This window comes from Flavobacterium tructae (assembly GCF_001853485.1).
Classification (GTDB): Bacteria; Bacteroidota; Bacteroidia; order Flavobacteriales; family Flavobacteriaceae; genus Flavobacterium; species Flavobacterium tructae.
Window position 1 is genome coordinate 80,752 of the sequence record NZ_MIKE01000011.1, and the last position, 24,020, is coordinate 104,771.

General features: G+C 35.3%; 26 protein-coding genes. 14 read left to right on the forward strand and 12 right to left on the reverse strand.

Annotation, left to right across the window (positions count from 1 at the left end; all coding sequences use genetic code 11):
- Nucleotides 1-3 precede the first annotated feature (3 nt).
- From BHE19_RS02420 to BHE19_RS02450, 7 genes are all read left to right on the forward strand, one after another.
- On the forward strand, nucleotides 4-594 hold the full coding sequence (locus tag BHE19_RS02420; RefSeq protein ID WP_070905798.1) for a thiamine phosphate synthase: 591 nt from the start codon (nucleotides 4-6) through the stop codon (nucleotides 592-594).
- A complete protein-coding gene (locus BHE19_RS02425; RefSeq protein WP_070905799.1) occupies nucleotides 561-1,316 on the forward strand; it encodes a hydroxymethylpyrimidine/phosphomethylpyrimidine kinase in 756 nt (251 codons plus the stop codon). Before BHE19_RS02420 ends, BHE19_RS02425 begins: the two co-directional genes overlap by 34 nt.
- On the forward strand, nucleotides 1,306-1,944 hold the full coding sequence (locus tag BHE19_RS02430; RefSeq protein WP_070905800.1) for a thiamine phosphate synthase: 639 nt from the start codon (nucleotides 1,306-1,308) through the stop codon (nucleotides 1,942-1,944). The genes BHE19_RS02425 and BHE19_RS02430 overlap by 11 nt, the downstream gene beginning before the upstream one ends.
- Nucleotides 1,925-2,701, forward strand: a complete 777-nt coding sequence (locus BHE19_RS02435) for a thiazole synthase (RefSeq protein WP_070905801.1) — start codon at nucleotides 1,925-1,927, stop codon at nucleotides 2,699-2,701. The genes BHE19_RS02430 and BHE19_RS02435 overlap by 20 nt, the downstream gene beginning before the upstream one ends.
- 146 nt (nucleotides 2,702-2,847) lie before the next feature.
- Nucleotides 2,848-3,225 (forward strand): GxxExxY protein, encoded by a 378-nt coding sequence (locus tag BHE19_RS02440; RefSeq protein WP_070905802.1) that lies wholly within the window; start codon nucleotides 2,848-2,850, stop codon nucleotides 3,223-3,225.
- Nucleotides 3,226-3,315: 90 nt separating this feature from the next.
- A complete protein-coding gene (thiH, locus tag BHE19_RS02445; protein ID WP_070905803.1) occupies nucleotides 3,316-4,458 on the forward strand; it encodes a 2-iminoacetate synthase ThiH in 1,143 nt (380 codons plus the stop codon).
- A gap of 69 nt (nucleotides 4,459-4,527) precedes the next feature.
- Nucleotides 4,528-5,238, forward strand: coding sequence for a HesA/MoeB/ThiF family protein (locus tag BHE19_RS02450; protein WP_017497962.1), 711 nt, complete (start codon nucleotides 4,528-4,530; stop codon nucleotides 5,236-5,238).
- Here BHE19_RS02450 and BHE19_RS02455 read toward each other — a convergent pair.
- From BHE19_RS02455 to BHE19_RS02470, 4 genes are all read right to left on the reverse strand, one after another.
- Nucleotides 5,235-6,029 (reverse strand): MOSC domain-containing protein, encoded by a 795-nt coding sequence (locus BHE19_RS02455; protein ID WP_070905804.1) that lies wholly within the window; start codon nucleotides 6,027-6,029, stop codon nucleotides 5,235-5,237. The two genes, BHE19_RS02450 and BHE19_RS02455, sit on opposite strands and share 4 nt — an antisense overlap.
- Nucleotide 6,030: 1 nt before the next feature.
- On the reverse strand, nucleotides 6,031-6,669 hold the full coding sequence (gene aat / locus BHE19_RS02460; RefSeq protein WP_017497964.1) for a leucyl/phenylalanyl-tRNA--protein transferase: 639 nt from the start codon (nucleotides 6,667-6,669) through the stop codon (nucleotides 6,031-6,033).
- A 172-nt stretch (nucleotides 6,670-6,841) separates the two neighbouring features.
- Nucleotides 6,842-7,213 carry a DUF3127 domain-containing protein gene (locus tag BHE19_RS02465; RefSeq protein WP_017497965.1) on the reverse strand — a complete coding sequence of 124 codons (372 nt, stop codon included), beginning with the start codon at nucleotides 7,211-7,213 and terminating at the stop codon, nucleotides 6,842-6,844.
- A gap of 31 nt (nucleotides 7,214-7,244) precedes the next feature.
- Entirely contained in the window at nucleotides 7,245-8,120 is an 876-nt protein-coding gene (locus tag BHE19_RS02470; protein WP_070905805.1) for a flavin reductase family protein, read from the reverse strand.
- A 160-nt stretch (nucleotides 8,121-8,280) separates the two neighbouring features.
- Between BHE19_RS02470 and BHE19_RS02475 the strand changes: the two genes are divergently transcribed.
- Nucleotides 8,281-9,432, forward strand: a complete 1,152-nt coding sequence (locus BHE19_RS02475; protein WP_070905806.1) for a sensor histidine kinase — start codon at nucleotides 8,281-8,283, stop codon at nucleotides 9,430-9,432.
- 264 nt (nucleotides 9,433-9,696) lie between these two features.
- Here BHE19_RS02475 and BHE19_RS02480 read toward each other — a convergent pair whose 3' ends face one another.
- Together BHE19_RS02480 and greA are read right to left on the reverse strand one after the other, a co-directional pair.
- Complete coding sequence (locus BHE19_RS02480) at nucleotides 9,697-10,086, reverse strand: HIT family protein (protein ID WP_070905807.1); 390 nt, start codon at nucleotides 10,084-10,086, stop codon at nucleotides 9,697-9,699.
- A gap of 57 nt (nucleotides 10,087-10,143) precedes the next feature.
- Nucleotides 10,144-10,620, reverse strand: a complete 477-nt coding sequence (gene greA / locus BHE19_RS02485) for a transcription elongation factor GreA (RefSeq protein WP_017497969.1) — start codon at nucleotides 10,618-10,620, stop codon at nucleotides 10,144-10,146.
- A 156-nt stretch (nucleotides 10,621-10,776) separates the two neighbouring features.
- On the opposite strand from greA, the gene BHE19_RS02490 reads away from it, so the two are divergent.
- Nucleotides 10,777-11,190 (forward strand): Rieske (2Fe-2S) protein, encoded by a 414-nt coding sequence (locus BHE19_RS02490; RefSeq protein WP_017497970.1) that lies wholly within the window; start codon nucleotides 10,777-10,779, stop codon nucleotides 11,188-11,190.
- Between the two features lie 62 nt (nucleotides 11,191-11,252).
- Here BHE19_RS02490 and BHE19_RS02495 read toward each other — a convergent pair whose 3' ends face one another.
- The 5 genes from BHE19_RS02495 to BHE19_RS02515 form a co-directional block, all read right to left on the reverse strand.
- Entirely contained in the window at nucleotides 11,253-13,442 is a 2,190-nt protein-coding gene (locus tag BHE19_RS02495) for a TonB-dependent receptor (protein ID WP_070905808.1), read from the reverse strand.
- A gap of 281 nt (nucleotides 13,443-13,723) precedes the next feature.
- The gene (gene arfB, locus BHE19_RS02500) at nucleotides 13,724-14,128 is read right to left on the reverse strand and encodes an alternative ribosome rescue aminoacyl-tRNA hydrolase ArfB (RefSeq protein WP_070905809.1); all 405 of its coding nucleotides are present in this window, start codon (nucleotides 14,126-14,128) and stop codon (nucleotides 13,724-13,726) included.
- Nucleotides 14,128-16,242, reverse strand: a complete 2,115-nt coding sequence (locus tag BHE19_RS02505; protein ID WP_070905810.1) for a DUF4301 family protein — start codon at nucleotides 16,240-16,242, stop codon at nucleotides 14,128-14,130. The genes arfB and BHE19_RS02505 overlap by 1 nt, the downstream gene beginning before the upstream one ends.
- Nucleotides 16,203-16,826, reverse strand: coding sequence for a nicotinamide riboside transporter PnuC (pnuC, locus tag BHE19_RS02510; protein WP_017497974.1), 624 nt, complete (start codon nucleotides 16,824-16,826; stop codon nucleotides 16,203-16,205). Before pnuC ends, BHE19_RS02505 begins: the two co-directional genes overlap by 40 nt.
- 33 nt (nucleotides 16,827-16,859) lie before the next feature.
- The gene (locus tag BHE19_RS02515) at nucleotides 16,860-17,588 is read right to left on the reverse strand and encodes a geranylgeranylglyceryl/heptaprenylglyceryl phosphate synthase (protein WP_070905811.1); all 729 of its coding nucleotides are present in this window, start codon (nucleotides 17,586-17,588) and stop codon (nucleotides 16,860-16,862) included.
- 81 nt (nucleotides 17,589-17,669) lie between these two features.
- On the opposite strand from BHE19_RS02515, the gene BHE19_RS02520 reads away from it, so the two are divergent.
- The 3 genes from BHE19_RS02520 (at nucleotide 17,670) to BHE19_RS02530 (ending at nucleotide 19,039) form a co-directional block, all read left to right on the forward strand.
- The gene (locus BHE19_RS02520; protein WP_070905812.1) at nucleotides 17,670-18,266 is read left to right on the forward strand and encodes a Crp/Fnr family transcriptional regulator; all 597 of its coding nucleotides are present in this window, start codon (nucleotides 17,670-17,672) and stop codon (nucleotides 18,264-18,266) included.
- Between the two features lie 81 nt (nucleotides 18,267-18,347).
- Nucleotides 18,348-18,635, forward strand: coding sequence for a hypothetical protein (locus BHE19_RS02525; RefSeq protein WP_017497977.1), 288 nt, complete (start codon nucleotides 18,348-18,350; stop codon nucleotides 18,633-18,635).
- Nucleotides 18,632-19,039 (forward strand): group III truncated hemoglobin, encoded by a 408-nt coding sequence (locus BHE19_RS02530; RefSeq protein ID WP_070905813.1) that lies wholly within the window; start codon nucleotides 18,632-18,634, stop codon nucleotides 19,037-19,039. The genes BHE19_RS02525 and BHE19_RS02530 overlap by 4 nt, the downstream gene beginning before the upstream one ends.
- A gap of 83 nt (nucleotides 19,040-19,122) precedes the next feature.
- Here BHE19_RS02530 and BHE19_RS02535 read toward each other — a convergent pair whose 3' ends face one another.
- Nucleotides 19,123-19,773, reverse strand: coding sequence for a 4'-phosphopantetheinyl transferase family protein (locus BHE19_RS02535; RefSeq protein ID WP_070905814.1), 651 nt, complete (start codon nucleotides 19,771-19,773; stop codon nucleotides 19,123-19,125).
- A gap of 318 nt (nucleotides 19,774-20,091) precedes the next feature.
- Between BHE19_RS02535 and ahcY the strand changes: the two genes are divergently transcribed.
- Both ahcY and BHE19_RS02545 read left to right on the forward strand, forming a co-directional pair.
- Entirely contained in the window at nucleotides 20,092-21,408 is a 1,317-nt protein-coding gene (ahcY, locus tag BHE19_RS02540; protein WP_070905815.1) for an adenosylhomocysteinase, read from the forward strand.
- 245 nt (nucleotides 21,409-21,653) lie between these two features.
- Nucleotides 21,654-23,972, forward strand: a complete 2,319-nt coding sequence (locus tag BHE19_RS02545; RefSeq protein WP_233431350.1) for a patatin-like phospholipase family protein — start codon at nucleotides 21,654-21,656, stop codon at nucleotides 23,970-23,972.
- Nucleotides 23,973-24,020: the final 48 nt, after the last annotated feature.

Consider the following 24,020-nt stretch of genomic DNA (forward strand, 5'->3'; position numbering starts at 1 on the left):
TATATGATCGTAATTACCAATCCTTCCCCAATTAAAAATGAAACACATATCGTTCATACTCTATTTGAAGAAGGATTGGCTTTACTTCATATTCGGAAGCCTGATTTTTCTGAAAATGAAATGGCTCGATTCATTCAGCAGATAAAACCTGAATATCGAAGCCATTTAGTCTTACACAGTCATCACGTTTTGGCGGAACACTTTGGAATTACAAAGATTCATTTTTCAGAAAGGGAAAGGAAAAATAATTTTTCAATTGACTCGGATCAAAAGGCATTTTCGACAGCAACCCATTCAATTGAAGATTTCAATTCCTTATCATCTGCATTCAACTATGCTTTCTTAAGTCCTGTATTTAAAAGTATTTCCAAAGAGGATTATCATCCAAAGACAAACCTGTTTGAAGCTTTAAACTCAAGAACAAATCATAAAACTAAAGTTATCGCTTTAGGAGGAATTGATGCTAAAAACATCAAAAAAACGCTCGAAAATGGCTTTGATGATGTCGCTCTTCTAGGAAGTATTTGGAAAAATGAAAACCCTATAAAACAATTCAAATTATGTCAGCAAATCGTCCAATCGCACTTTCAATAGCAGGTTTTGATCCTTCGGGTGGCGCCGGTGTTTTGGCAGATGCCAAAACATTTGAACAGCACCACGTTACTGGATTTGGCATTTTAACCGCCAATACCATTCAAACGGAAGATCAATTTATTGAAATTCAATGGACTGATTTGAGTTTTGTGATTCGTTCTGTTGAAACCCTTTTTGAGCGTTATAAAATCAGTACCGTCAAAATTGGAATTGTTCCGTCTTTGAATTATCTGAACCACATTCTTTCGACCATAAAACGAATATCCTCAAACACTTTAATTGTCTGGGATCCGGTTTTAAAATCGTCTACCCAATTTGAATTTATGAGTATTGAAGATCGTTTGGAATTAAATCATACGTTGTCAAAAATTGATTTAATTACGCCTAATTATAACGAAATTGAAATATTGTTTCCGGGTTTTATTATCAATCAACTTGAGTTTCAGAATAAAATCCCGACAAACATTTTATTAAAAGGCGGGCATCATCCTTCGGCAACCGGAACTGATCGTTTGTTCCTGAAAGACGAAATCATCGATCTTCTGCCCTCTGATAAAAAATGCTTTGCCAAACACGGCTCAGGCTGCATATTATCAGCCGCAATCGCCGCAAATCTTGCACGGAATCAATCTTTGGAAGAAGCTTGCAGGAATGCGAAAACCTACATAGAAAAATACCTGAATTCCACTCCAACCTTAATCGGACATCATTATGTATCATAAATTGCAATATATCTCGCAAGGAAAAACAATAGAAGAACAGCTGTATAATATCCATGAGGCTTTAGATGCCGGATGCGATTGGGTGCAGCTCCGTTTTAAAAATCAAACTGAAAAAGACACTTTTACTCTGGCGGAAGCAGTAAAATTTTTATGTGAAGAGTATCTCGCTAATTTTATTGTAAACGACAACCTATATCTCGCTCAGCAAATCGCCGCAGACGGAGTTCATCTCGGACTATCGGACATGAAAATTGACGAAGCAAGGGCAATACTTGGAAATACCAAAATCATAGGGGCAACAGCCAACACTTATGAAGACATTGAAAATCATATCAAAAACGGCTGCGACTATATTGGTCTGGGTCCCTTTCGTTTTACAACAACCAAAGAAAAACTAAGTCCAATTCTGGGATTGTCAGGTTATTTTAAAATTATTCAAGAGTTAAAACGCAATAAACTGGAGATTCCTGTTTATGCCATTGGAGGAATCACTCTGAACGATGTCGCTCCTTTAATGGAAACCGGGATTCATGGAATTGCGATCTCCGGAATGCTTACAGAAAGTAATCAAAAAGAAAAACTCATTCAACAATTAAACGAAAAGTTATATGCAAACGTCATTGTTTAACATCGGAGACAAAACCTTAACCTCTCGTCTATTTTTAGGAACAGGAAAATTTGGTTCGAATCTGGAAATGGAGAATGCTATTTTGGCATCAGAAAGTGAGTTGGTCACTGTAGCACTGAAACGTATCGATCTCGAAACCGAAACTGATGCTATTTTGACGCACTTAAATCATCCAAACATTCATTTATTACCCAATACATCGGGAGCACGAAACGCCAAAGAGGCCGTTTTCGCTGCACAATTAGCGAGAGAAGCATTAGAAACGAATTGGCTGAAACTTGAAATTCATCCGGATCCGAAATATCTGATGCCCGATCCGATAGAAACTTTAAAAGCGACAGAGGAGCTCGCTAAACTTGGTTTTTTTATCCTGCCGTACATCCATGCCGATCCCGTTTTATGCAAACATCTTGAGAGTGCCGGAACAACCGCTGTTATGCCCCTAGGTTCCCCGATTGGAAGTAATAAGGGTTTAAAAACGATTGATTTTTTAGAGATTATTATCGAACAAAGTAATGTCCCTGTAATCGTCGATGCCGGAATTGGGTCTCCGTCTGATGCTGCAAAAGCAATGGAAATGGGTGCAGATGCTGTTTTGGTTAATACTGCAATTGCGATTGCAGGAAATCCAAAACTAATGGCAGAAGCCTTTAAAGAGGCTGTCATTGCAGGCCGAAAAGCCTTTGAAGCTAAAATTGCTCCTCAACAGAATTATGCTGTGGCTTCGAGTCCTTTGACCTCTTTTTTATATGAATAAAAATATTTCACGCAGATTTTAGGAGATTTAAGCAGATAAAAAATGACTATTTTTTTGTTCGTCACCGTCTTAAATTGATTTGAAAAACAGACATGGAAAAGAAAGAAAATTCTTTATTTTTGAATCATTTTTAAATTAATAGAATAATGAATGAAAATGAAATCTCATACTTAATAAGAGGGGCAATTTTTAAAGTATATAATAAGTTAGGTCCTGGATTGTTTGAATCTGTTTATGAAAGTGCTTTATTTTACGAATTAGAAAAATTAGACTTGAAAGTCCAGAAAGAAATTGAAGTAAAAATCACATATGATGAAATGATATTAGATCCAGCTTTTAGAATCGATTTATTAGTAGAAGATAAAGTAATAATTGAGCTGAAATCAGTTGAAGATTTAGCTCCAATACACCATAAACAACTTAATACTTATCTAAGGCTAACAAATAAGAAACTAGGATTACTAGTAAATTTCAATACTTTAAACATTCTTAATGATATCAAAAGAATTGCGAATAAAATATAAAGAAACGTCTGTAGATAAAAATAACAAAACATAAATCATTTTTTATCTGCTTAAATCTCCTAAAATCTGCGTGAAACAAAACACAATCCAATGAAAACATTCAAATCGGTTTTTGAGAATTATGATTGGAATACTATTCAATCTAAAATATATCAAACCACATCAAAAGATGTAGAACACTCTTTGTTTAAAGCCAAACTAAATCTTGATGATTTTTTAGCTTTGATTTCTCCTGTTGCACAAAATTATCTGGAGCAAATGGCACAAAAATGCCATGAAATTACCAAAAAACGTTTTGGCAAAACCATACAAATGTATGCTCCTTTATATCTCAGCAACGAATGTCAAAATATCTGCACGTATTGCGGATTTAGTTTAGACAATAAAATCAAACGAAAAACCCTTTCTGATGCTGAGATAAAAATTGAAGTAGAAGCTTTAAAAGAGATTGGTTTTGACCATGTTTTATTGGTGACCGGTGAAGCGAATTATACCGTAAACATTAATTACTTCCTAAATGCAATTGCTTTAATACGAAAAGAATTCTCCATTATTTCTGTGGAAGTCCAGCCGCTTTCAACCGAAGATTATGAACGTTTGCATCAGGCTGGTGTTTATTCCGTTTTGGTATATCAGGAGACCTACCATCAGGAAGTATATAAAAAATATCATACGAAAGGAAAAAAATCTAATTTCGATTACAGATTGGAAACTCCCGATCGTATTGGTACAGCCGGAATTCATAAAATGGGATTGGGGGTTTTACTGGGGCTGGAAGATTGGCGAACCGACAGCTTTTTTAATGCGTTACACCTGGATTATCTTCAAAAAAAATATTGGCAGACTAAATATTCTGTTTCCTTTCCGAGACTCCGCCCCGCAGAAGGCATTATTGAACCAAATTTTATTATGGACGATAAAGATCTGACACAACTCATTTGTGCCTATCGCTTATGGAATGAGGATTTGGAAATTTCAATCTCGACACGTGAGAATGAGAAATTCAGAAACAATATTATCCCTATCGGTGTGACCAGTATGAGTGCGGGCTCTAAAACCAATCCCGGTGGTTATGTTGTTGATCCGCAATCTTTGGAGCAATTCGAAATCAGCGACGAACGTTCTGCCAAAGAAATTGCACAAATTATAACGAATTCAGGCTATGAACCTGTCTGGAAAGACTGGGATAAAATATATAGTCATAAAGAGGAAAGTCTTAAAGTCTTAAAGTAAATCCTTTTACTTCAATTCTAACTTTCGACTTTTGACTTTTGACTTTCTAACTTTAAGACTTAAATTACAATGAGTATCATACAGGAATTTTTACGCTACAACAGACAAACCATTCTTCCCGAAATAGGTGACGAAGGTCAGGAGAAACTCAAAAAGGCGAGAGTTTTAGTAATTGGTGCCGGAGGTTTAGGATGTCCCATTTTACAATATATCGCCACAGCGGGAGTCGGTTACATTGGCATTATGGATTTTGACACTATCGAAATTCACAATCTGCACAGACAAATTTTATATACCGAAAAAGAACTTGGTAAACTTAAAGCTGTTGTTGCAAAAGAAGTTGTTTCTGAACTTAATCCATTAATAAAAGTCGAAGCCATAGTCGAAAAATTAACTCCGGAAAATGCCCGACAGGTTATTACGCAATACGATATTGTGGTCGATGGTTCGGATAATTTCACAACACGCTATTTGGTTAACGATACCTGTGTGGCGCTGCAAAAAACTTTGGTCTACGGTAGTATCTTAAAGTTTGAAGGACAAATTGCCGTTTTTAACCATAAGGGCAGTAAAAATTTACGCGATTTATTTCCCGAGATGCCGGATCCGAAAGATGTTCCGAATTGCAATCTCAATGGTGTTTTAGGAACATTGCCCGGAATTATTGGTACGATGATGGCACATGAAACGCTCAAAATAATTCTGGAATTACCAACTTTAAACAATGAGTTAGTACTTTTTAATACGATAAACTGGAACTTTATGAAACTTAACTTTTAAAAAACAATCGCGTCTCCAACACTGATAAGTCCCGAATTCAGACTTACAATATTAGTTCCGAATAAAACGGAATTATTTACATTTCGATATTTACTTAAAGTCTTCAAAGGTTCTTTTTTTACAATGCCTTTTTGCGGATCATTATTTACCATAATACATCTTCCGCAGGGTTTTATATTTCTAAATCGAACTTCTCCAATTTTAAAAGTAACAAAATCATCTTCTTCGTGAGCCTTTTGGCTGCTGATTACAATATTAGGACGGAAGCGCAAAATGGTAATTTTTTCTTCTAGTTTTTCATTTAGATAATCCAAACTTTCGGTTCCGATCATTAAATACGGATAACCGTCGGCCAAACTTACATTAAAGGTTTCTTTTAGCTTTGAACTTTCGTGTTTACGATCTCCATTTCTAATAATTTTAACCAGTTTACATTCAAAACCCAAATGTTCGCTAAACCAGATCGAAGTGCTTTTATTAACCTCAACGACATCACTGTCATCCTCCCATACTTTAACGGCAATGGACTGACTCAAATGTTCTTCGATTAAAAAATCATGCTTCTGGTCTTTAAAAGTAATGCTGATTTTACCTTTCGAAATCTGAGGATAAAATTGACTCATGAGAGGATATTCTCTTTGTGTCAGCATCTTGTTTTCAGCATCAACAAGCATCCATCTGCGGTCGTTCTCAAACCCCATTTCTTCGGCATAGGCACTTTGACAGCTTACTCCTGCCAGACTTTTTACAGGATAGATATAAAGCTCTTTTACAATATAAACTGCACTCATTTTATTCCTTTTTTAAAATAGATATAAACGCTTCTCGATCAATTTCACGACAGCCTAAACTCTCTAAATGCGAATTATAAACCTGACAATCCAAGAGTTGGTAGTTCCCTTCTTTTAAATAATTTACCAAAGCTATGAAAGCTACTTTTGATGCATTCGATACTTTCGAAAACATACTTTCACCACAAAAAACATGACCCAAATCGATCCCATACAAGCCTCCAACCAGATTCTCGTCCTGCCAAACCTCGACAGATTTTGCGATTCCCTGCTCATTAAGTTTACAATAGGCATCAATCATTTCATTTGAAATCCAGGTTCCGTCTTGTCCTTCCCGCTTTATTTTTTGACAATTCGAAATCACCTCTCTAAAATTTTTATTAAAAGTAACCGTGAATTGTTTCCTATTCAAAACATTACGCATGCTTTTTGACACAATCAATTCCTCTAAAAACAAAACCATTCTGGGATCCGGTGACCACCAAAGAATAGGCTCTCCTTCATTAAACCACGGAAAAATCCCGCTTTGATAAGCCAATTTCAGTCTTTCCGGATCTAAGTCTCCGCCAATGGCAAGAATTCCTTCTTCATCGGCTTCTGAAACGGGTGGAAAGAACAAATCGTTAAATACGTAATACATTTAAAAAAAAATCAATTATAAAATTCCAAATTCCAAGATTGTATTTCAACCTTTCCTTTTTCAGAGTTAACAAACTACTGCACTAAATTTCCATACAAAAACAAATTCCAAATCCCAATTACACATTTTATGAATTGGAATTTGGAATTTATTTTTTGAAGTTTAAACTTTCTTAGAACGGTAAATCGTCCGGTTCGTCTTCGTTTAAATTAGTTGCAGGTGCAAAAGCTTCTGCAGCTGGCATTGGAGGCGTTTGTCCAGGACCTTCCGGTGCCAGTCTTTCGATTCTCCAACCTTGAATACTATTGAAATATCTTGTTTCTCCTTGTGGATTAACCCATTCTCTTCCTCTTAAATTGATAGAAACTTTTACTGCCTCACCTTGTTTGTAGCTACTTAATAAATCGCATTTATCTTGCGTAAATTCGATCAAAATATGCTGTGGATATTGCTCATCTGTGGTAACAACCAACTCTCTTTTTTTGAATGCAGCACTAACTTGTTGCTCTGGGTTCACCACTTTTACTTTACCTGTAACTTCCATCTTCTTTCTATATTAATTATTGTTTCTATTCTTATTGCTTTGCTAAAAGTACTTTCCAGGCCGATGAAATATCATCTTTATTGAGATATTTTTTGGCTTCCAAATGTACTTTTTCGAGATCGTCTGAGCTTAAAACTCCTTTTACCGAAAAATTTTCTTTCACAAATATACTAACTTCTTCTGTGGTAGGCAAGGCTTCAATGTTCCCTAATTTTCCAAGATCATTCCCATCAAAAACAGGACTTTCTTTAATAAAATCAGGAATTACATCTACTCCTACCCCAAGAGTTGTCAAGGGTTTAGGCACTTCAAAAAGCCCCTGATTCGATCGGGAATACCAATTACTACCCAATCTTGAAACCAGATCTATTTTATGCTGATCAATGGCTCCGTTTTCATCTAAAATAGCTTCGCTAATATGAAGCTTAACCACTTCACAAAGAATCAGATTTCCTGCACCTCCCTGATCTCCCAACGGAATAATCTGAGTGACTTTACATTCAAACTGTACCGGAGACTCTTTTACACGATAAGGCTTTACAAAATCGGACGGGACTTGTGTCAATCCGGCCTTTATAAATTCATTTACGCCATCTCCATATTCGGTACTGGCTAATGATGTTTGTTGTACCAAATCATAATTCACAACATTTATAACTACTTCACGGGTTTCTTCAGCGTTAATTAAAGTATGTTTTATGGTATTGTCGCGTACACGTCGTGCTGGTGAAAAAACCAAAATTGGCGGATTGGCACTGAACACATTAAAGAAACTAAAAGGGGACAAATTGGGTATTCCCTTAGCACTAATTGTACTCGCAAATGCAATTGGCCTAGGTCCCACAGCACTTTGTAAATAGCCTTGCAATTTGGCCGTTGGTATTTCTTTTGGATCAATACTAATCATATTTTTCTTTTTAAAGGAATCTCATTTCCGTAGCTACAAAAATAGAAAAATCGTTTAATCCAAAGAAATAGTTTCAGACTTTAAAACAAAAAAATCTTTATCGTTACGCAAAATATTAAATGTGTATATTTCGTTATATTTATACCACAAAAAAATAGTTATGTCTTTTTCCGAGAGAAGAAATACAACCCGTTGGATCATTATTACCATTTCCTTTTTAATCATTTCCCTGATTCTCTGGAACACTTATACTTTTTTCCAAATCTTTAAAAATGAAGAACGCTTAAAGATGAATCTTTGGGCCAATGCACAAAAGACACTGGTCAATGCAGATGAAAATACAGATTTAGATTTACCGCTTGAAATCATCAACAACAACACTTCGGTTCCTGTTATGCTTACTATGTATGACAAGGTGATTAGCTCTGTAAATGTTCCTGAGGAAGTCCTGCAAAATAACGAAAGTACCTTATCTTATCTCAAAAATCTGAAAAATGAGAATGAGCCCATCGTTATTGAATATGCGCCCGGAAAACATCAGGAATTGTACTATGGGAATTCGGCATTGATTAATAAACTGAAATATTATCCCATCGCCTTATTGCTGATTATCTTTTTGTTTGGGGCTTTGATTTATAATTTTTACAGAAGTACTAAAATGGCTACCCAAAATAAACTCTGGGCAGGAATGGCTAAAGAAACGGCGCATCAAATCGGAACACCTTTATCTTCCTTAATTGGCTGGGTAGAGATTTTAAAAACAGAAGACATCGATTCGTCTATAACTTTTGAAATTGAAAAAGATATTGAACGTTTACAGACTATCACAGACCGTTTTTCTAAAATTGGGTCGGTCCCTGTTTTAGAGGAAAGAGATATTGTTACCGAAACTTTGAATACTTACCAATATTTACAATCCCGTTTTTCGAAACAGGTTACTTTCTCCTATCGGGCACCTCAACAAAGCATACAGGCAATGATAAATCCAACGCTGCACAGCTGGACTATTGAAAATTTAGTAAAGAATGCTATTGATGCGATGAAAGGAAAAGGAACGCTGGACCTTCAAATTGAAGAAGATGCACATCATGTAAAAATTAATGTAAAAGACTCCGGAACGGGAATTTCTAAAAAGCAGTTCAAAACTATTTTCGAACCCGGTTTTACAACCAAAAAACGCGGCTGGGGACTTGGACTTTCTTTAACCAAAAGAATCGTTGAAGAATATCATGGCGGAAAGATAAAAGTTTTACAATCTGAAATTGGAAAAGGAACTACTTTTCAGATCTCATTAAACAAAAAAGTGCAGTAAAAGACTTCGACTTCGCTCAGTCTGACGTGGTGTTTTATAGATTCATCGGATTTCGTTAAATAAAAAAGTGCAGCAAATTACTTTACTACACTTTATCTTTTTTATTTCGACTGTCAAATCGATCGGAGTCGAGATTTTTTTATGCCTAAAATGAGGACTTCGACTTCGCTCAGTCTGACATTTCTACTTCGCTCAGTCGGACATTTCGGCTTCGCTCAGTCTTGCGTTTCGACTTGGCTCAGTTGGACAGTTTGTTTTGTTTGTTTATAAATTAGCCTGAATATCTTTGGCCAAAACCTCAAATTCTTCTTTAGAAAGTGAAACTTTATTTTGAAAACGCATTTCATCCATTTCGTTTAACGGAATCAAATGTACGTGTGCGTGAGGCACTTCAAGACCAACAACTGCCACTCCAACTCTTTTGCAAGGAACCGTTTTTTCCAGTGCTGCTGCAATTTTCTTAGAAAACCTCATTAATCCTAAATACAACTCCTCTTCCATATCAAAAATCTTGTCGATTTCTTGTTTTGGAATACAAAGTGTATGTCCTTTTGCATTTGGGTTTACATCTAAAAAAGCCAGATAATTATCATCCTCAGCAATTTTATAAGCAGGAATTTCTCCGTTTACTATTTTGGTAAATATTGATGGCATTATTTCTTTGTTTATTGGGTGAATCGTCTAATCGATTTAACGATTAAACACAAAAAATTAGTCTCTGGTGATTTCAAGAATTTCAAATTTCAAAACTCCATTTGGAACAGTAATTTCAGCTACTTCTCCAACAGATTTCCCCAGTAACCCTTTTCCGATAGGAGACGTTACAGAGATTTTTCCTGTTTTTAAATCTGCTTCACTTTCAGCAACAAGTGTATATTTCATTTCCATTCCATTGCTTTGATTCTTAATTTTCACATTAGAAAGAACCAATGCCTTCGAAACATCTAATTGTGATTCGTCAATTAATCTTGCATTAGAATACACTTCTTCCAGTTTAGCAATTCTCATTTCTAATAAACCTTGCGCTTCTTTAGCTGCATCATACTCCGCATTTTCAGACAAATCTCCTTTATCTCTTGCTTCTGCTATATCTTGAGATGCCTTTGGACGCATTACACTTTTTAAATGCTCCAACTCATCTTTTAATTTTTTTAATCCTTCTGCTGTATAATAAGATACTTTACTCATAACTTCGTCGTTTATATAAATACAAAAAATCCCATCGGGACGGGATTTCTTAATTACAAATATACTATTATTTTTAATAGTACATAATTATATGTTAATCATATAGAATTCAAATGTAAATAATTTATTTTTGTTTCACTAATTCTTATTAAAATAATGAAAAAATTCTGGTACTTAATCCTCTTTGTTTCTGTACTTTTCTCCTGTAGTGAAAATAGTAGACGCGACAAAAACCCTTACATTCCTAGTTATGCAGTTAACCTGTCTATTGATACTAATCTGCCTGCTTATTCCAATCTTAAATTTGTAAGTAATGGCGTGATTATTCCAAATTACGGAGCAAAAGGAATTATCATTTTTAATACCGGAAGTGGTTACAATGCGTTTGATGCCGCCTGTCCAAATCAGCCCATAACTTCCTGCACCGCCATGACAATTGACGGCATAAATGCAGTTTGTTCGTGCGATAAAACAGCCTATAGTTTATTTACCGGATTGGGAGGTAAAGATTATCCATTAAAACAATATCGCGTAGAATTTACCGGAACGATAATTCACGTTTACAATTAAAAAAAAGCCTGAAAAGATAACTTTTCAGGCTTTTTACATTTTACGTTTGACTTCTTACTTTTTTAGAATTTCAATGTCAATCCGGCTAAGAAATTAATTCCTGCCTGAGGATAGTAGTAAGGATAAACATCCCACATTGCTCCGTTTGAAACATATTTTTTATCCAGAAAATTATTCACCAGACCAGTAATCAAAATTGATTTGAATACTGATTTTGGTTTGATTTCATAAGACACATTCAAATCGTTTACGAAATAGTCTGCCAATTTTGCTGCCGGTAATTCAATATTGTTCATGTATTGTTCTCCCACAAACTTTTGCAATAACGAAATGTGCAGATTTTGGATCGGACTATATACAATAATATTTCCTGCAATAACTGATGGTGAATAAGCGATATCGGTTGTTCCGTAATGTGTGCCTTCAACAGCTAAATCAATATTTTTATTACTGCTTAAAGTAAAATTCGGTCTAAGGATAAACTTTTCAGAAAGTTGTATTGTAGCATCAACTTCTAAACCTAAGCGGTAGCTTTTCTCAGTGTTAGCACGAATTGGAGCTCCAACATCGTCCAGTCTTCCAGTCAAAATCAACTGATCTTTGTAGGCCATATAATAGACATTCGAATTCAACTGAAATTTATCTGAATTGAATCTCCAGCCCAGTTCAAAATCATTTAGTTTTTCAGGTTTTACATTCCCCCCTTCATAATCGGTTCTGTTAGGCTCACGATTGGCTCTTGCGTATGAAAAGTAAAGGGTGTTTTTTGAATTGATTGCGTAATTTAAACCTGCTTTCGGATTAAAGAAATTAAAACTGTCATCAACCAATCCTGTATCTTTTCCGTTGGCTTTGTACGTTACATTTCTATACTGCAAATCCCCATAAAAACTAAGTTTTTCTGTTAACTGATAATTGGCTTTCGCGAAGATATTTCCATCTGTTTTGGTTGAAAAATCATCATAGTAATGATCTCCCGGCAGGGCCTGAGAAGAATTTCTGGCCCAGATTACTTTACCAAAATGAGCTCCCTCATATTTATTCCAGCCACCACCTACGATTACGTCTAATTTCTCTTCTTTATATTTTACAGAAAAAGTGGTACCGTAAAAATCGTTGTCTAACCATTTCTGACGAATTAAATCAGTTCCCGGAACTAATTCCCCAAGGTCATTTTCTACCATTTTAGTAGGCTGAATCGGCCCATACCCTTTAATTGGCTCATTATATTTGAAGTTTTCGTAGTATCCTTGTCCTTTAGTGTAATGAAAAGCTAAGTTGCTGCTCCATTTATCAGAAATGGATTCACTCCAATGCAATTGATAATGGTTTTGTTTGTAATTATCGGTTTCATTATCGTAAAAATGAACATTTCCTGCTTCATCTTTATATTTTCCGGCTGAATTATAAGTACGGTCTGAATTTAGTTTTTCAGCATCAATTCCGTTCCAGGACTGGTATGTTCTTTCGGTTCCACCAAAAACCAGCGCCTTAATTAAAGTTGTTTTACCAATATAAGTTCCCTGAAGAAAATACGATTTTAAATCCGAACTTGCACGATCTACATATCCATCTGATTTAATGGTAGACAAACGCCCTGCCAGCTCAAAATGATCGTTCAGTAAGCCTGTACTGAATTTTACGGTATTTTTATTTGAATTGAAGCTTCCGTAAGAACTTGAAATTTCTCCCGTTGCTTTCGTAGCATAATTATCAGTCAGCATATTCAAACTCGCTCCAAAAGCAGAGGAACCATTTGTAGAGGTTCCAACACCTCTCTGCAATTGTAAACTCTCAACAGAAGAAGCAAAATCAGGCATATTTACCCAAAAGGTTCCCTGACTTTCAGCATCATTATAAGGAATTCCGTTAATGGTCACGTTTACTCTTGTAGCATCACTACCACGCACCCTGATCCCGGTGTATCCTATACCTCCTCCTGCATCAGAAGTAGTTACCACTGATGGCAAATAATTCATTAAAATTGGAATATCCTGTCCCAGATTTCTAAATTTAATATCCTTTTTATCAAGATTACTAAAACTTACCGGAGTTTTAGCAGTAACACGAACTGCCGAAACTAAAACATCATCCAATTTATTAACTTTCGTAGAATCCTGCTCTTGCGCGAAAGAAAATTGAGAAAAGAAAATAGAAAAAAGAAGTAAGAAAATAGATTTGGTTCTGCTCGACTTTTGAATCTTAGAACCTTTGTGACTTAGTACCTTAGTACTTAAAAAAAAAGTTTTCATCCGTAAAAAATTTACGAATAAAAGGGGGAATTATTCTTTTTGTTAAATTAATAAAAGTTTCACGACAAAGTATAGTGTGCACGCTAAAATTTGTCGTTTTTCCCTTAGCAACATTACTCGCTCAGGTTCTTTGGGTATGATCTCAGCTCGTTATTTAGAGCACCCCTTTGAGACGATGCAAATGTAATGTTAAAAAATCCAATTTTCAAATTCCAAATTCCAATTTTTGACAGGGAAATCTAAACGCTATAATTGGAATTTGAAATTTAAAGAGTTGGTATTTAATCTAAATTAGGTTTCTTTCTGGATTGTTTTATTTCCGAAATGCTCTTTTTATCCTTGATACGCTTTTTAATTACCGATTTCGGAATCTTAGTTGCTTTACGAACTTTAGGAACATGCAATCCTTTTTTAATTACTTCTAAGAATCGTTTTATGACAATATCTTTGTTTTTAAGCTGACTTCTGTCTTCATCACAATTTAAAATCAGGATATTTTCTGTGGTTAAACGCGCTCCGATATTCTTTTGCAAAAGCAGTTTTTCTTCTTCAGAAAGTGCCTGAGACACATTCAAATCAAAAGTCAACACCACTTTTGATGACACTTTGTTTACATTTTGTCCGCCCGCACCACTGCTTCGTACGGCTTTAAAACTTAATTCTGATATGATTTTTTCGATATCCATTATTGTGGCTGATGTGCAGCTTTTAATAAATCGTTTACTGTTTTCACCGGATTAAAGGTAATTAATGGTACTGCCACAAAAATAGTAAGCCAATTGGCCATTGCTCCGTTCCAGAGTCCCGGAAGTTCGTAACTCTTTACTAATTTGCCATCCACACTTTTTTCGACAATAAAACCAGTCTTTTGATCTACAAATTGCAATAAATCAAACTTCTCATTTTTGTAATTTTTGATTCCGCAAACTAAATCAACAGGATTAAAATGAGTTGCCGAAGCCAGGATTTCCTGTTGTCTTTTATTTGTAAGATCTATTTGCGAAGCCTCTACAATCTGCAATGAAACTGATCCTTTAGAGCTCATTACCCAAAATGGACCACCTCCGGGTTCTCCTTCATTTTTCACCATTCCGCAAACACGAATTGGCCTGTCTAATAAGCTTTTTATCTTACTGATTTTATTTTCGAAAGTAAACTTACTATAGTCACTATTCAATTCAACATTAAGTTTTTTTGATAAAAAGATAACGATCTCTTCAAGATCTTTCTCTTGTATCTCCCCTTTTTCAATTGCATTTAAATAACCAAAAACTTTTTGCTGTATTTTAATTAAAGTCCCTGCTAATGCTTTTTTATATAATGCAATCTGATCCAAATGATTTTGAATTACATTATCAATGTTTTTGACAAAAATAACATCCGCATCAAGTTCATTTAAATTCTCAATTAGCGCACCATGCCCTCCGGGTCTAAAAACTAATTTATTATTCTTATCCCGAATTGGGCTATTTTTAGCATCTACACAGATAGAATCGGTACTTTTATTTTGATAGGAATAAGAGATGTCTATTTTAACTCCTGAATCTTTCTCTATTTTTTCTTTAAGAACCTTAATCTGATTCTCAAACAAACTTTGATGGGCTTCCGAAACGGTAAAATGCAAATTCGAAATCTGATTCGAAGAAGCATAGTGAACACATTCGTTTAAATGTTCTTCAATTGGATTTGCAATATATCTTTTATATTGATGAAAAGGTAAAACTGCTTTTGGCTTATTTGCAAAATCAAAGTGATCAACAGACAACAATGTTTTGATAAAATAATAATTTTTATGATCACGGTCAAGCGCTTCAAAATCCGGATAGATTTCTTTTAACTTTTTATCAACCGCTTTAAAAAACGCAAACTTCTCCATAGCCACTATAAAAATAGATAGCTCTTTGTCATTTTTACGATTGATATAAGCGTTGATAGTTTCTTTCTGAATGTCAAAATCGTTCAGAAAAGCGCTTAAAAATTTAAACATTCTGCTGGCTGCACCCGAAGCCGGAACAAACTTTTTCAATTTGATTTCTGATTTTTGAAGATCAAAAAAGGCCGCTTTCTCTTCAAATTCTGCTTCTGATAAACTTAATATACCATTGGAAATTGTAGCCGGACTAACCAAATTAGACTTGCTTATTCCGTTTTTAAAAATTTGCAGCTGCTGTAAAATCTTTTCAAAAGAAATTCCATGTTCGTATATCTGAACAAAATCTTCAGATGAAATACCGTGCTGTTTTGCGACAGCTAATTGCTCTATGATCGCTATCGCTTTAGTCAAGCGACTTTCTTTATCTCCGGAAAGAGTAATAAAAGGTTTTTTAGTATCAATAAGAGTCTGTTTGAAAACTGAAAATACTGTCTCACGACCTTTAGGAGTATCTCTAATATCATCTTTTTCCCAGGGAACATCAATATCAGTCAGGAAAAATAAATCGTATTCATGCTCTAATGCTGCTTCGTTTAAAAGCGGGTCACAAAATCCATAATACATTTCAGAAAAAACCTTTGTCACCATTAAATTGGTATCACAAAACAGATACTTTCTGGACAAAGCCAGCTTTTGATTTTCAAGAGCTACTTGCCCGTATGCAATAGGCATCATATCACCGACTACACAAATGTGCTGGTTTTCTTCCCATTTTTCCTGCAAATAATCGCGTGCGAACTCAGGAACCCATTCGGTTTCATAATATTCCGCAAGTTGTTTTGCCAAGGTAGTTTTTCCTGTACTTTCAGGACCAAATAAAGCAATTTTTATGATAGCTGTTTTTTGCTGTCTAAGATTTTTCTCCATTCTAAATAAGCTGAAATAGCCAAAATTGTAAAAATTAAATACTGAAGTGACAACATCCCTAAACCACGATAAGCGTAAAGGGGCACCACAATAATATCACCAATGATCCAAAGCGTCCAGTTCTCGATCTTTTTCTTCGCCATGTACCACATTCCTGCAAAAAATATTCCAGATGAAATCATATCGACATAATTGTCGTTTCTAATTTCGTAATCAAAGTATTTATAGATGCCGAAAACTACAAAAACAGTTATAAAAAACAATACTATTCCAATTATTTTTTCATTGGCATTTGTTCGTGTTATAGGCAAATTGTCTTCAACCGTTCCTCCTTTGGCCCATACATACCATCCATATATACTCATAATCGAAAAATATCCATTGATGATCATATCTCCGATATAACCCGCGACATATAACAGATAAACCGAAATAACGGTGGCAATCAAACCGGTTGGATACACCCAGATATTTTCTTTTTTTGCAAACCACACACTCAAAATCCCACAGATAAAAACTAAAAACTCCAGGGCAATATGCCATAACGGAGTATTTTTATAACTGTCCAGAAAAAAATCAATCATAATTGAGCAGGTTTGTTTGGGTTGGATTTTTATTTATGATTCAAAAAAATGGCTGTCGTTTTCAAAAGCAGTTCCGATAACTACTAAATCAGCACCGGCATTATAAGCCTTTTGAATTCCATGCAAATCTACAATTCCTCCACCAACAATTATAGGAATCTCAACATTTTGAGCAATTAGCTGTATCATCTCTAACGGAACTGTTTTTTTTGCACCGCTTCCCGCCTCCAGATAAATCAATTGGTTCCCTAACATTTCTCCTGCCTGCGCTGTTGCCAGCACCAGATCAAAGTTATCCCTTTCCATTGGTTTTGTTTTACTTACACGGGCTACGGCAGTTTCATTGCCGCTTTCAATCAGAATATAACCTGTCGAAATAACTTCCAAATTTGTCTTTTTTAAAATTGGAGCTGCCTGAACCTGATACTCTATTAAATAATCGGGATTTCGGCCTGATAATAAAGATAAGAACAAAATCGCGTCTGCCTGAGGTGAAATCTGCGAAGGATCACCCGGAAATATAACAACGGGTAAATTGGTTTCTTGTTTTAATTTTGATATTAAATCTTCTAAAATTGTTGCCTGCACAATACTTCCTCCTACAAAAATATGTGTGGCGGGAGATTGATTTATTTTAAGCAATAAATGATCTAAATTTTCCCAAACAATTTTATCCGGATCTAATAATATGGCCAGTAATTTTTGCCCATTACTTTTAGCCTCTAAAATTTCCTGCCGTATACTGAGTAATTTTTGTCTCATAGTGGGCGTAAAAGTAAAAGTTTTTTGATGTAGAAGAACTATTTTGAATGAATTATATTTGTGTTATAGTTAAACAAAATTATGATTGCAATTGATCTGTTGGAGAAATATGGTGCTTTGAGAAAGTCTTTCGCTAAAAATGAAATCATTTTTAAAGAAAACAATTTGCCAGCATACTATTATCAGATTGTTTCCGGAGAAGTGAAAATGAGTAATTATAACGATGACGGACGTGAATTTATTCAGGGTATTTTTTACAAGGAACAGCCTTTTGGAGAACCTCCTTTATTTTTAAATCAAAAATATCCGGCAAATGCCATTGCTGTTGAAGATTCGGAAATTCTTCTTCTTGACAGAAATAGTTTCATGAAACTGCTGGGGGAGAATCCGGACATCAGTCTTAAAATAATCGAAAATCTGGCGCAGCGACTGTACTATAAATCGGTTATGGCGGCAGAAATGTCTACTCAGGAGCCGGAGCATCGAATTTTAAAATTAATCGATCATGGAATTGTCTATTTCAATTTTAAAAAAGACATAAATGGCTACCTCATCAATTTTACAAGACAACAGATTGGAGACCTAACAGGTTTACGCGTTGAAACGGTCATCAGAACGATAAAAACTCTGGAGAAAAAAGGTGTTTTAAAAATTATAAACAGAAAAGTATACCGATAAAATAGTTCAGTTTATATGATTTAAATCATAAAATACAACCCTATAGTGCCTGTACCTTTGTAGTATAAAAATCTCAATATCATGACACTATATCAAACAACATTCGAAAATTTCAATAAAAACTATATGGGTTCTGCTGCAATGGCAGTAATTGGTCAAAGCTGCTTAGGTGGTGCTGCGGCCATGTACGTTCTGGCTAACGGAACCTCAATACCACAAATGATACAACTTGCCATTATTGTTTTGGCTTGTGTTTTTGCAAATACTTCTATATTGGCACAAATGAAACATAAAACGGTTTTTAACCTTATTATTGCAAGTGCCCTTTTAAGTGTATTTTTTATTCTGTTAAACAGTTTTATTCTATGAAAAAACAAATAGAGAATCGAGAAGATGTCGAATTTTTAGTCCATCAGTTTTATGCTAAAATAAGAGCCGATAATGAAATCGGCTTTTATTTCAATTCTATGATTAAAGATTGGGATGCGCATTTAGAGAAGCTTACCGATTTTTGGGAAACTAACTTATTTGCCGTAAGAAAATATAATGGTAATCCGCTTGCTGTGCACAATGAAGTCGATTCGCATTTTGAAGGAAGAATCACCTCTAATGAGTTTGGAATCTGGCTGAATCATTGGTTTCAGACTTTAGAAGAACATTTTGAAGGCGAAAATGCCGAAACGTTAAAACGACGTGCCCGTAAAATGGGAACTTTTTTGTTTCTGAGTATGTTTGAAAATCGAAAGAAAACAGCAGAACCTAGTGCTGAATAAATTGATTTTTTTGTGATTACGAGACTCGAGCGAAATGACAAAATTAAACCTTGGAATTTCTTTATTGGAATTTTATTTAAACTTTATTTATCAAAAGCATAAACCAGAGTAAAGTTCTGCCCTGAAGTATTCGATTTAATTTCTTTATAGTACACGTCAAAATCTACTGCGAGATCATTAAAATGAAGACTGGCTTCGGTTTGATTTTTATCTAACGAAAATGCATCTACACTAATATGATCTTTAAAACTGATTCCTTTTTCGTTTCTGATTTTAAAAATAGCTTCTTTGGCTCCCCAAATCACTGTCAGTTCCCTGATGTAATCGGGAGTATTTTGAGTGTTTAAATAACTGTTTTCGGTCTCTACAAATTTGTCTGCTATTCGAAGGATTTTGTCGCGTTGCAGCTCCATGTCGATTCCTACTGTTTTATCACTAATTATAATCGCTGCAAAATCATGTGAATGTGTGATGGAGATATGATTTTCGCAGTTGAAATAGGGCTTCCCAAATTCGTCGTAGTGCAAGTCCTGATCTGTAAAACCCATTTCCTGGATCAGCATACGAACGCTCAAAAAGGCGCGTTGATGCATTACAGATTTCATCCCGTTCAGCCTCAACTGTGTTTTCTCTTTTAAAACTACATTGCTCACTAACTCCTCAAATGATTCTGTTATGTGCCAAACTAAAATTTTAGTCGTTTCGTTGAATTGTATGGTTTCAAATAAAGGCATTCTTTTTTAATTATGAGTTATGAGTTGTTAGCTATGAGTTGTTTTCCTGATTTGAAAACGAAATTTCTTATTTTAACGTCTCGTCTTTTAGCCCTGATGGGAACGGCATCCTTTTGCAGCGGGGTTCGCTGCAAAAGATATAGTGGACAGCAGGATTAGCTTCTTATTTCAACTACGCTCCATATAACAGCGATAGTAATCAACTAATATTCTAAAGATTAAGAAATTAAACATTTCACAATTCTGACAGAAAGTAGTCTAAATTAAAAACCTATTCCGTAAATTTGCAAAAATTTTACAATTACAAATATACTATAAATGAGTACTACAATTACGCCTTTTGTGGCTTTCAAAGTAAAAGACATCTCTCTAGCGGCTTGGGGAAGAAAAGAAATTGAATTGGCTGAAGCTGAAATGCCAGGTTTAATGGCACTTCGTGCTGAATATAAAGACGAACAACCTTTAAAAGGTGCTCGTATTGCTGGATGTTTGCACATGACGATTCAAACTGCTGTTTTGATCGAAACTTTAATTGCTCTTGGTGCTGAAGTTACCTGGTCTTCTTGTAACATTTTCTCCACTCAGGATCAGGCTGCCGCTGCTATTGCTGCTGCAGGAATTCAGGTTTATGCCTGGAAAGGTCTTGATGAGCAATCATTTGACTGGTGTATTGAGCAAACTTTATTCTTTGGTGAAGACAGAAAACCATTGAACATGATCCTTGATGATGGTGGAGATTTAACAAACATGGTTATTGACCGTTTCCCTGAATTGGTTCCTGGAATTAAAGGTTTATCTGAAGAAACTACTACTGGTGTTCACAGACTTTACGAAAGAGTAAAAGCCGGAACTTTACCAATGCCTGCAATTAACATTAACGACTCTGTTACTAAATCTAAATTTGACAATAAATACGGTTGTAAAGAATCTGCAGTGGATGCTGTTCGTCGTGCAACTGACTTAATGTTGGCTGGAAAAAGAGTTGTAGTTTGTGGATATGGTGATGTTGGAAAAGGAACTGCTGCTTCTTTCAGAGGTGCAGGATCTATTGTAACTGTTACTGAAATTGATCCAATTTGTGCTTTACAAGCTGCAATGGACGGTTATGAAGTTAAAAAATTAAACACTGTAATTGCTAATGCTGATATCATCATTACTACTACAGGAAATAAAGATATCGTTCTTGGAGAGCACTTCGAGCAAATGAAAGATAAAACTGTTGTTTGTAACATTGGACACTTCGATAACGAAATCGATATGGCTTGGTTGAACAAAAACCACGGTGCTTCTAAAATCGAAATCAAACCACAAGTTGACAAATATACTATCGCCGGAAAAGACATCATCATTTTGGCTGAAGGTCGTTTAGTAAACCTAGGTTGTGCTACAGGTCACCCAAGTTTTGTAATGAGTAACTCATTCACCAACCAGACTTTGGCTCAAATCGAATTATGGAACAACAGTGCTGCTTACAACAATGACGTTTATATGTTACCAAAACATTTAGATGAAAAAGTTGCGGCCCTACACTTAGCTAAATTAGGAGTTGAATTGGAAGTCCTTCGCGAAGACCAAGCTGCTTACATTGGTGTTGAAGTTCAAGGTCCATTCAAACCAGAATACTACAGATACTAAAAAATTTTAGATTGAAGATTTCTGATTTTAGATTCCTTCAATTATATCTTTCAAATCCGACAGGTTTTTAAAAACCTGTCGGATTTTGTTTTTAATGGCTTTTCAGAAATAAATCGTAGGTCTATTTCTAAAAAGAAAAAGTTTTCCATCAAAAAAAAGCTTTTTTCAGAATAACTTTTTAATTTTAAGAATTCAAATAGAATTCAATTAAGTCACTACTTCTCAACTACATAAACGCCTTGCTCTTGAAAAAAAAATCTTGTTTATTGGTATTCTTGTTTTTATTATGTCTTCCTAACATACTATTTTCTCAGGAAAAGAAACCTAAAGTCGTTTTAGTATTAAGTGGTGGCGGAGCAAAGGGAATTGCACATATTCCGCTTTTGCAAAAACTGGACTCCCTACACATTGTGCCTGATCTTATTGTTGGAAATAGCATGGGAAGTATCATTGGCGGTTTATATGCCATGGGATATTCCGGAGATAGTATCGAAAAAATCACTAAGAATATTTATTGGGATAAACTCCTTGGCGGAGGTCAGTCATTACGATCGGTAAGTGCCGAAGAAAAAAGAGAATTCCAAAGATACTTGGTCGGAATAGGAATTAAAGATGGAAAACTCAATAGCGTTGGTTCACTTTTAAATGATCAAAACCTGAGAGAATCCCTTTCTGAGTTGACTTTTCCTGTATATAATGTTAAAGATTTTGATAGCCTGCCGATACCTTTTAGAGCTATGGCTACTGACTTAGTTGAAGGCAAAGAAGTTATTTTAAGCAAAGGCAGTTTAGCTTACGCCATGCGAGCCAGCATGTCTTTGCCTGCTATTTTCAAACCAGTGCCTTACGAAAAAACCATGTTAGTAGACGGAGGAGTATTAAATAATTTTCCAACTGATGTGGCCAAAAAAATGGGTGCCGATATTATTATTGGCAGTGATGTAGGTGGAGGAATGCAGCCAATGGGGAAACTGAACAATATTATGATGATATTAATGCAGACGAGTATGTTTCCGAGTAATGTTAAAAACCCGGCAAACCGTGATCTGTGTACCATATTAGTCGATCACATGCCCAACCTGCGTTTCTCGACAGCTGACTTTGCAGCTAGTAACGAAATCTACAAAGACGGTAAAATAGCGGCAAATAAAAATCTTCCGGCTTTAATTGCTTTATCGGAAAAGTTAAAGGGATTTACGCAACGAACGCACAAATTGCCCTATATGCCCAAAGAATTTGTTCTTGACACCATAATTTACAAGAAAATAAGTCCTGAAAATCTCCCTCTGGTAGTGGGAAGAGCAAATCTTAAACCCCATGTAAAATATACCTCCAAAGATTTAATTTCAGGTATCAACAGAGCTATGGGCACCAATCTTTTTGATGAAATTGGATATAGCTATTTCATCAAAGATGGCGATAAACCCGGACTTACATTATTTGGATCTGAGCGTGCTAAAAACCAGCTAAATACCTCTGTACACTATGATACTTACAGAGGTGTTGGCGTTATTTTTAACTACACCGCCAGAAACGTCCTTGCCGATGCTTCCCGTCTTTTGGTTACTGCCGATATAGCAGAACAACCAAAAGGCAGAATCAATTTTCAGAAAAATTTTGGAGGACGCAGAGAATGGTGGTGGGGTACGGAACTTTACGGAGCTTTCTTAAAACAGGAAATTTACCTTAATGGCAAAGCCTCAGATAACATCCTTTATAATACATTTGAATTCAACAATGAGGTAAACAGAAATTTAAATTCGCTGAAAAGCTATTTTGGTTTTGGTTTAAACTATCACTACACCTACTTCAAACCAAAATATGACCGGGAATACAATCCGAACGCAGTTTCACTAAACAACTACAGCTCTAATAATATCGAATTCAATATGCATTATTCTTATAATGATATGGATAAAGTTTTCTTTGCTACAAACGGAACCATTATAAAATCAAATATAACGCGATCACTCCTTAGCAATGTCAACGCCTCCATTTCCGCCCCAGATGTCCTGCGTCTTTCCGGCTCAACAAATAATTATACGAAATTTGGTTTAAGCTTTGAAAAGAGGTTGCCCTTAAAAAAGAAAATCACAGGAATCGTAGGATTTGATGCTTGTTTTATTTTTCAAGATCAGCTCAAAAACAATCAAATTTCGTTTTTTGATTTTGGTTATGCAACAAGATATTTTCTTGGTGGTATTATCCCAAGTTCCGGCAGTAATCGCTTTTCATTCCCGGGTTTGCATGAAGACGAACTCAATGTTACACAATATATGGGGCTTAAACTCGCCTCGCAAATAAACATTACCGGAAAAATCTATCTGACCCCTCATGTTAATATTGCCTCTGTAGGTTTTGACAGTTTTGGCGATTTCATCGACCACGCCTTTAAACCAAAAGGAAATTGGGATCATAATTTCGAAACCAGCCTTGTACTATCCGGAGGAGCTGCTATTTCCTATCAGTCTATTTTAGGCCCAATTCACTTTGACACTTCATGGATCAATAATATCGACAAAGTCCGATTGTTTTTCAGTGTCGGATTATCACTTAATCCGTAGAAAAAATTAAAAAATATCTTTCAAACCCGACAGGTTTTTAAAAACTTG

What these genes read in the sequence shown, in the direction of transcription:
- BHE19_RS02495 (WP_070905808.1), bottom strand. Translation starts at nt 13,442, where the DNA reads ATGAAAACTTTTTTTTTAAGTACTAAGGTACTAAGTCACAAAGGTTCT.
- BHE19_RS02465 (WP_017497965.1), bottom strand. Translation starts at nt 7,213, where the DNA reads ATGGAAGTTACAGGTAAAGTAAAAGTGGTGAACCCAGAGCAACAAGTT.
- BHE19_RS02475 (WP_070905806.1), top strand. Translation starts at nt 8,281, where the DNA reads ATGTCTTTTTCCGAGAGAAGAAATACAACCCGTTGGATCATTATTACC.
- BHE19_RS02420 (WP_070905798.1), top strand. Translation starts at nt 4, where the DNA reads ATGATCGTAATTACCAATCCTTCCCCAATTAAAAATGAAACACATATC.
- BHE19_RS02525 (WP_017497977.1), top strand. Translation starts at nt 18,348, where the DNA reads ATGACACTATATCAAACAACATTCGAAAATTTCAATAAAAACTATATG.
- BHE19_RS02470 (WP_070905805.1), bottom strand. Translation starts at nt 8,120, where the DNA reads ATGATTAGTATTGATCCAAAAGAAATACCAACGGCCAAATTGCAAGGC.
- BHE19_RS02530 (WP_070905813.1), top strand. Translation starts at nt 18,632, where the DNA reads ATGAAAAAACAAATAGAGAATCGAGAAGATGTCGAATTTTTAGTCCAT.
- BHE19_RS02535 (WP_070905814.1), bottom strand. Translation starts at nt 19,773, where the DNA reads ATGCCTTTATTTGAAACCATACAATTCAACGAAACGACTAAAATTTTA.
- BHE19_RS02480 (WP_070905807.1), bottom strand. Translation starts at nt 10,086, where the DNA reads ATGCCATCAATATTTACCAAAATAGTAAACGGAGAAATTCCTGCTTAT.
- BHE19_RS02490 (WP_017497970.1), top strand. Translation starts at nt 10,777, where the DNA reads ATGAAAAAATTCTGGTACTTAATCCTCTTTGTTTCTGTACTTTTCTCC.
- BHE19_RS02440 (WP_070905802.1), top strand. Translation starts at nt 2,848, where the DNA reads ATGAATGAAAATGAAATCTCATACTTAATAAGAGGGGCAATTTTTAAA.
- BHE19_RS02455 (WP_070905804.1), bottom strand. Translation starts at nt 6,029, where the DNA reads ATGAGTGCAGTTTATATTGTAAAAGAGCTTTATATCTATCCTGTAAAA.
- BHE19_RS02505 (WP_070905810.1), bottom strand. Translation starts at nt 16,242, where the DNA reads ATGGAGAAAAATCTTAGACAGCAAAAAACAGCTATCATAAAAATTGCT.
- BHE19_RS02520 (WP_070905812.1), top strand. Translation starts at nt 17,670, where the DNA reads ATGATTGCAATTGATCTGTTGGAGAAATATGGTGCTTTGAGAAAGTCT.
- BHE19_RS02435 (WP_070905801.1), top strand. Translation starts at nt 1,925, where the DNA reads ATGCAAACGTCATTGTTTAACATCGGAGACAAAACCTTAACCTCTCGT.
- pnuC (WP_017497974.1), bottom strand. Translation starts at nt 16,826, where the DNA reads ATGATTGATTTTTTTCTGGACAGTTATAAAAATACTCCGTTATGGCAT.
- BHE19_RS02425 (WP_070905799.1), top strand. Translation starts at nt 561, where the DNA reads ATGTCAGCAAATCGTCCAATCGCACTTTCAATAGCAGGTTTTGATCCT.
- BHE19_RS02515 (WP_070905811.1), bottom strand. Translation starts at nt 17,588, where the DNA reads ATGAGACAAAAATTACTCAGTATACGGCAGGAAATTTTAGAGGCTAAA.
- BHE19_RS02450 (WP_017497962.1), top strand. Translation starts at nt 4,528, where the DNA reads ATGAGTATCATACAGGAATTTTTACGCTACAACAGACAAACCATTCTT.
- arfB (WP_070905809.1), bottom strand. Translation starts at nt 14,128, where the DNA reads ATGGATATCGAAAAAATCATATCAGAATTAAGTTTTAAAGCCGTACGA.
- BHE19_RS02430 (WP_070905800.1), top strand. Translation starts at nt 1,306, where the DNA reads ATGTATCATAAATTGCAATATATCTCGCAAGGAAAAACAATAGAAGAA.
- ahcY (WP_070905815.1), top strand. Translation starts at nt 20,092, where the DNA reads ATGAGTACTACAATTACGCCTTTTGTGGCTTTCAAAGTAAAAGACATC.
- aat (WP_017497964.1), bottom strand. Translation starts at nt 6,669, where the DNA reads ATGTATTACGTATTTAACGATTTGTTCTTTCCACCCGTTTCAGAAGCC.
- thiH (WP_070905803.1), top strand. Translation starts at nt 3,316, where the DNA reads ATGAAAACATTCAAATCGGTTTTTGAGAATTATGATTGGAATACTATT.
- greA (WP_017497969.1), bottom strand. Translation starts at nt 10,620, where the DNA reads ATGAGTAAAGTATCTTATTATACAGCAGAAGGATTAAAAAAATTAAAA.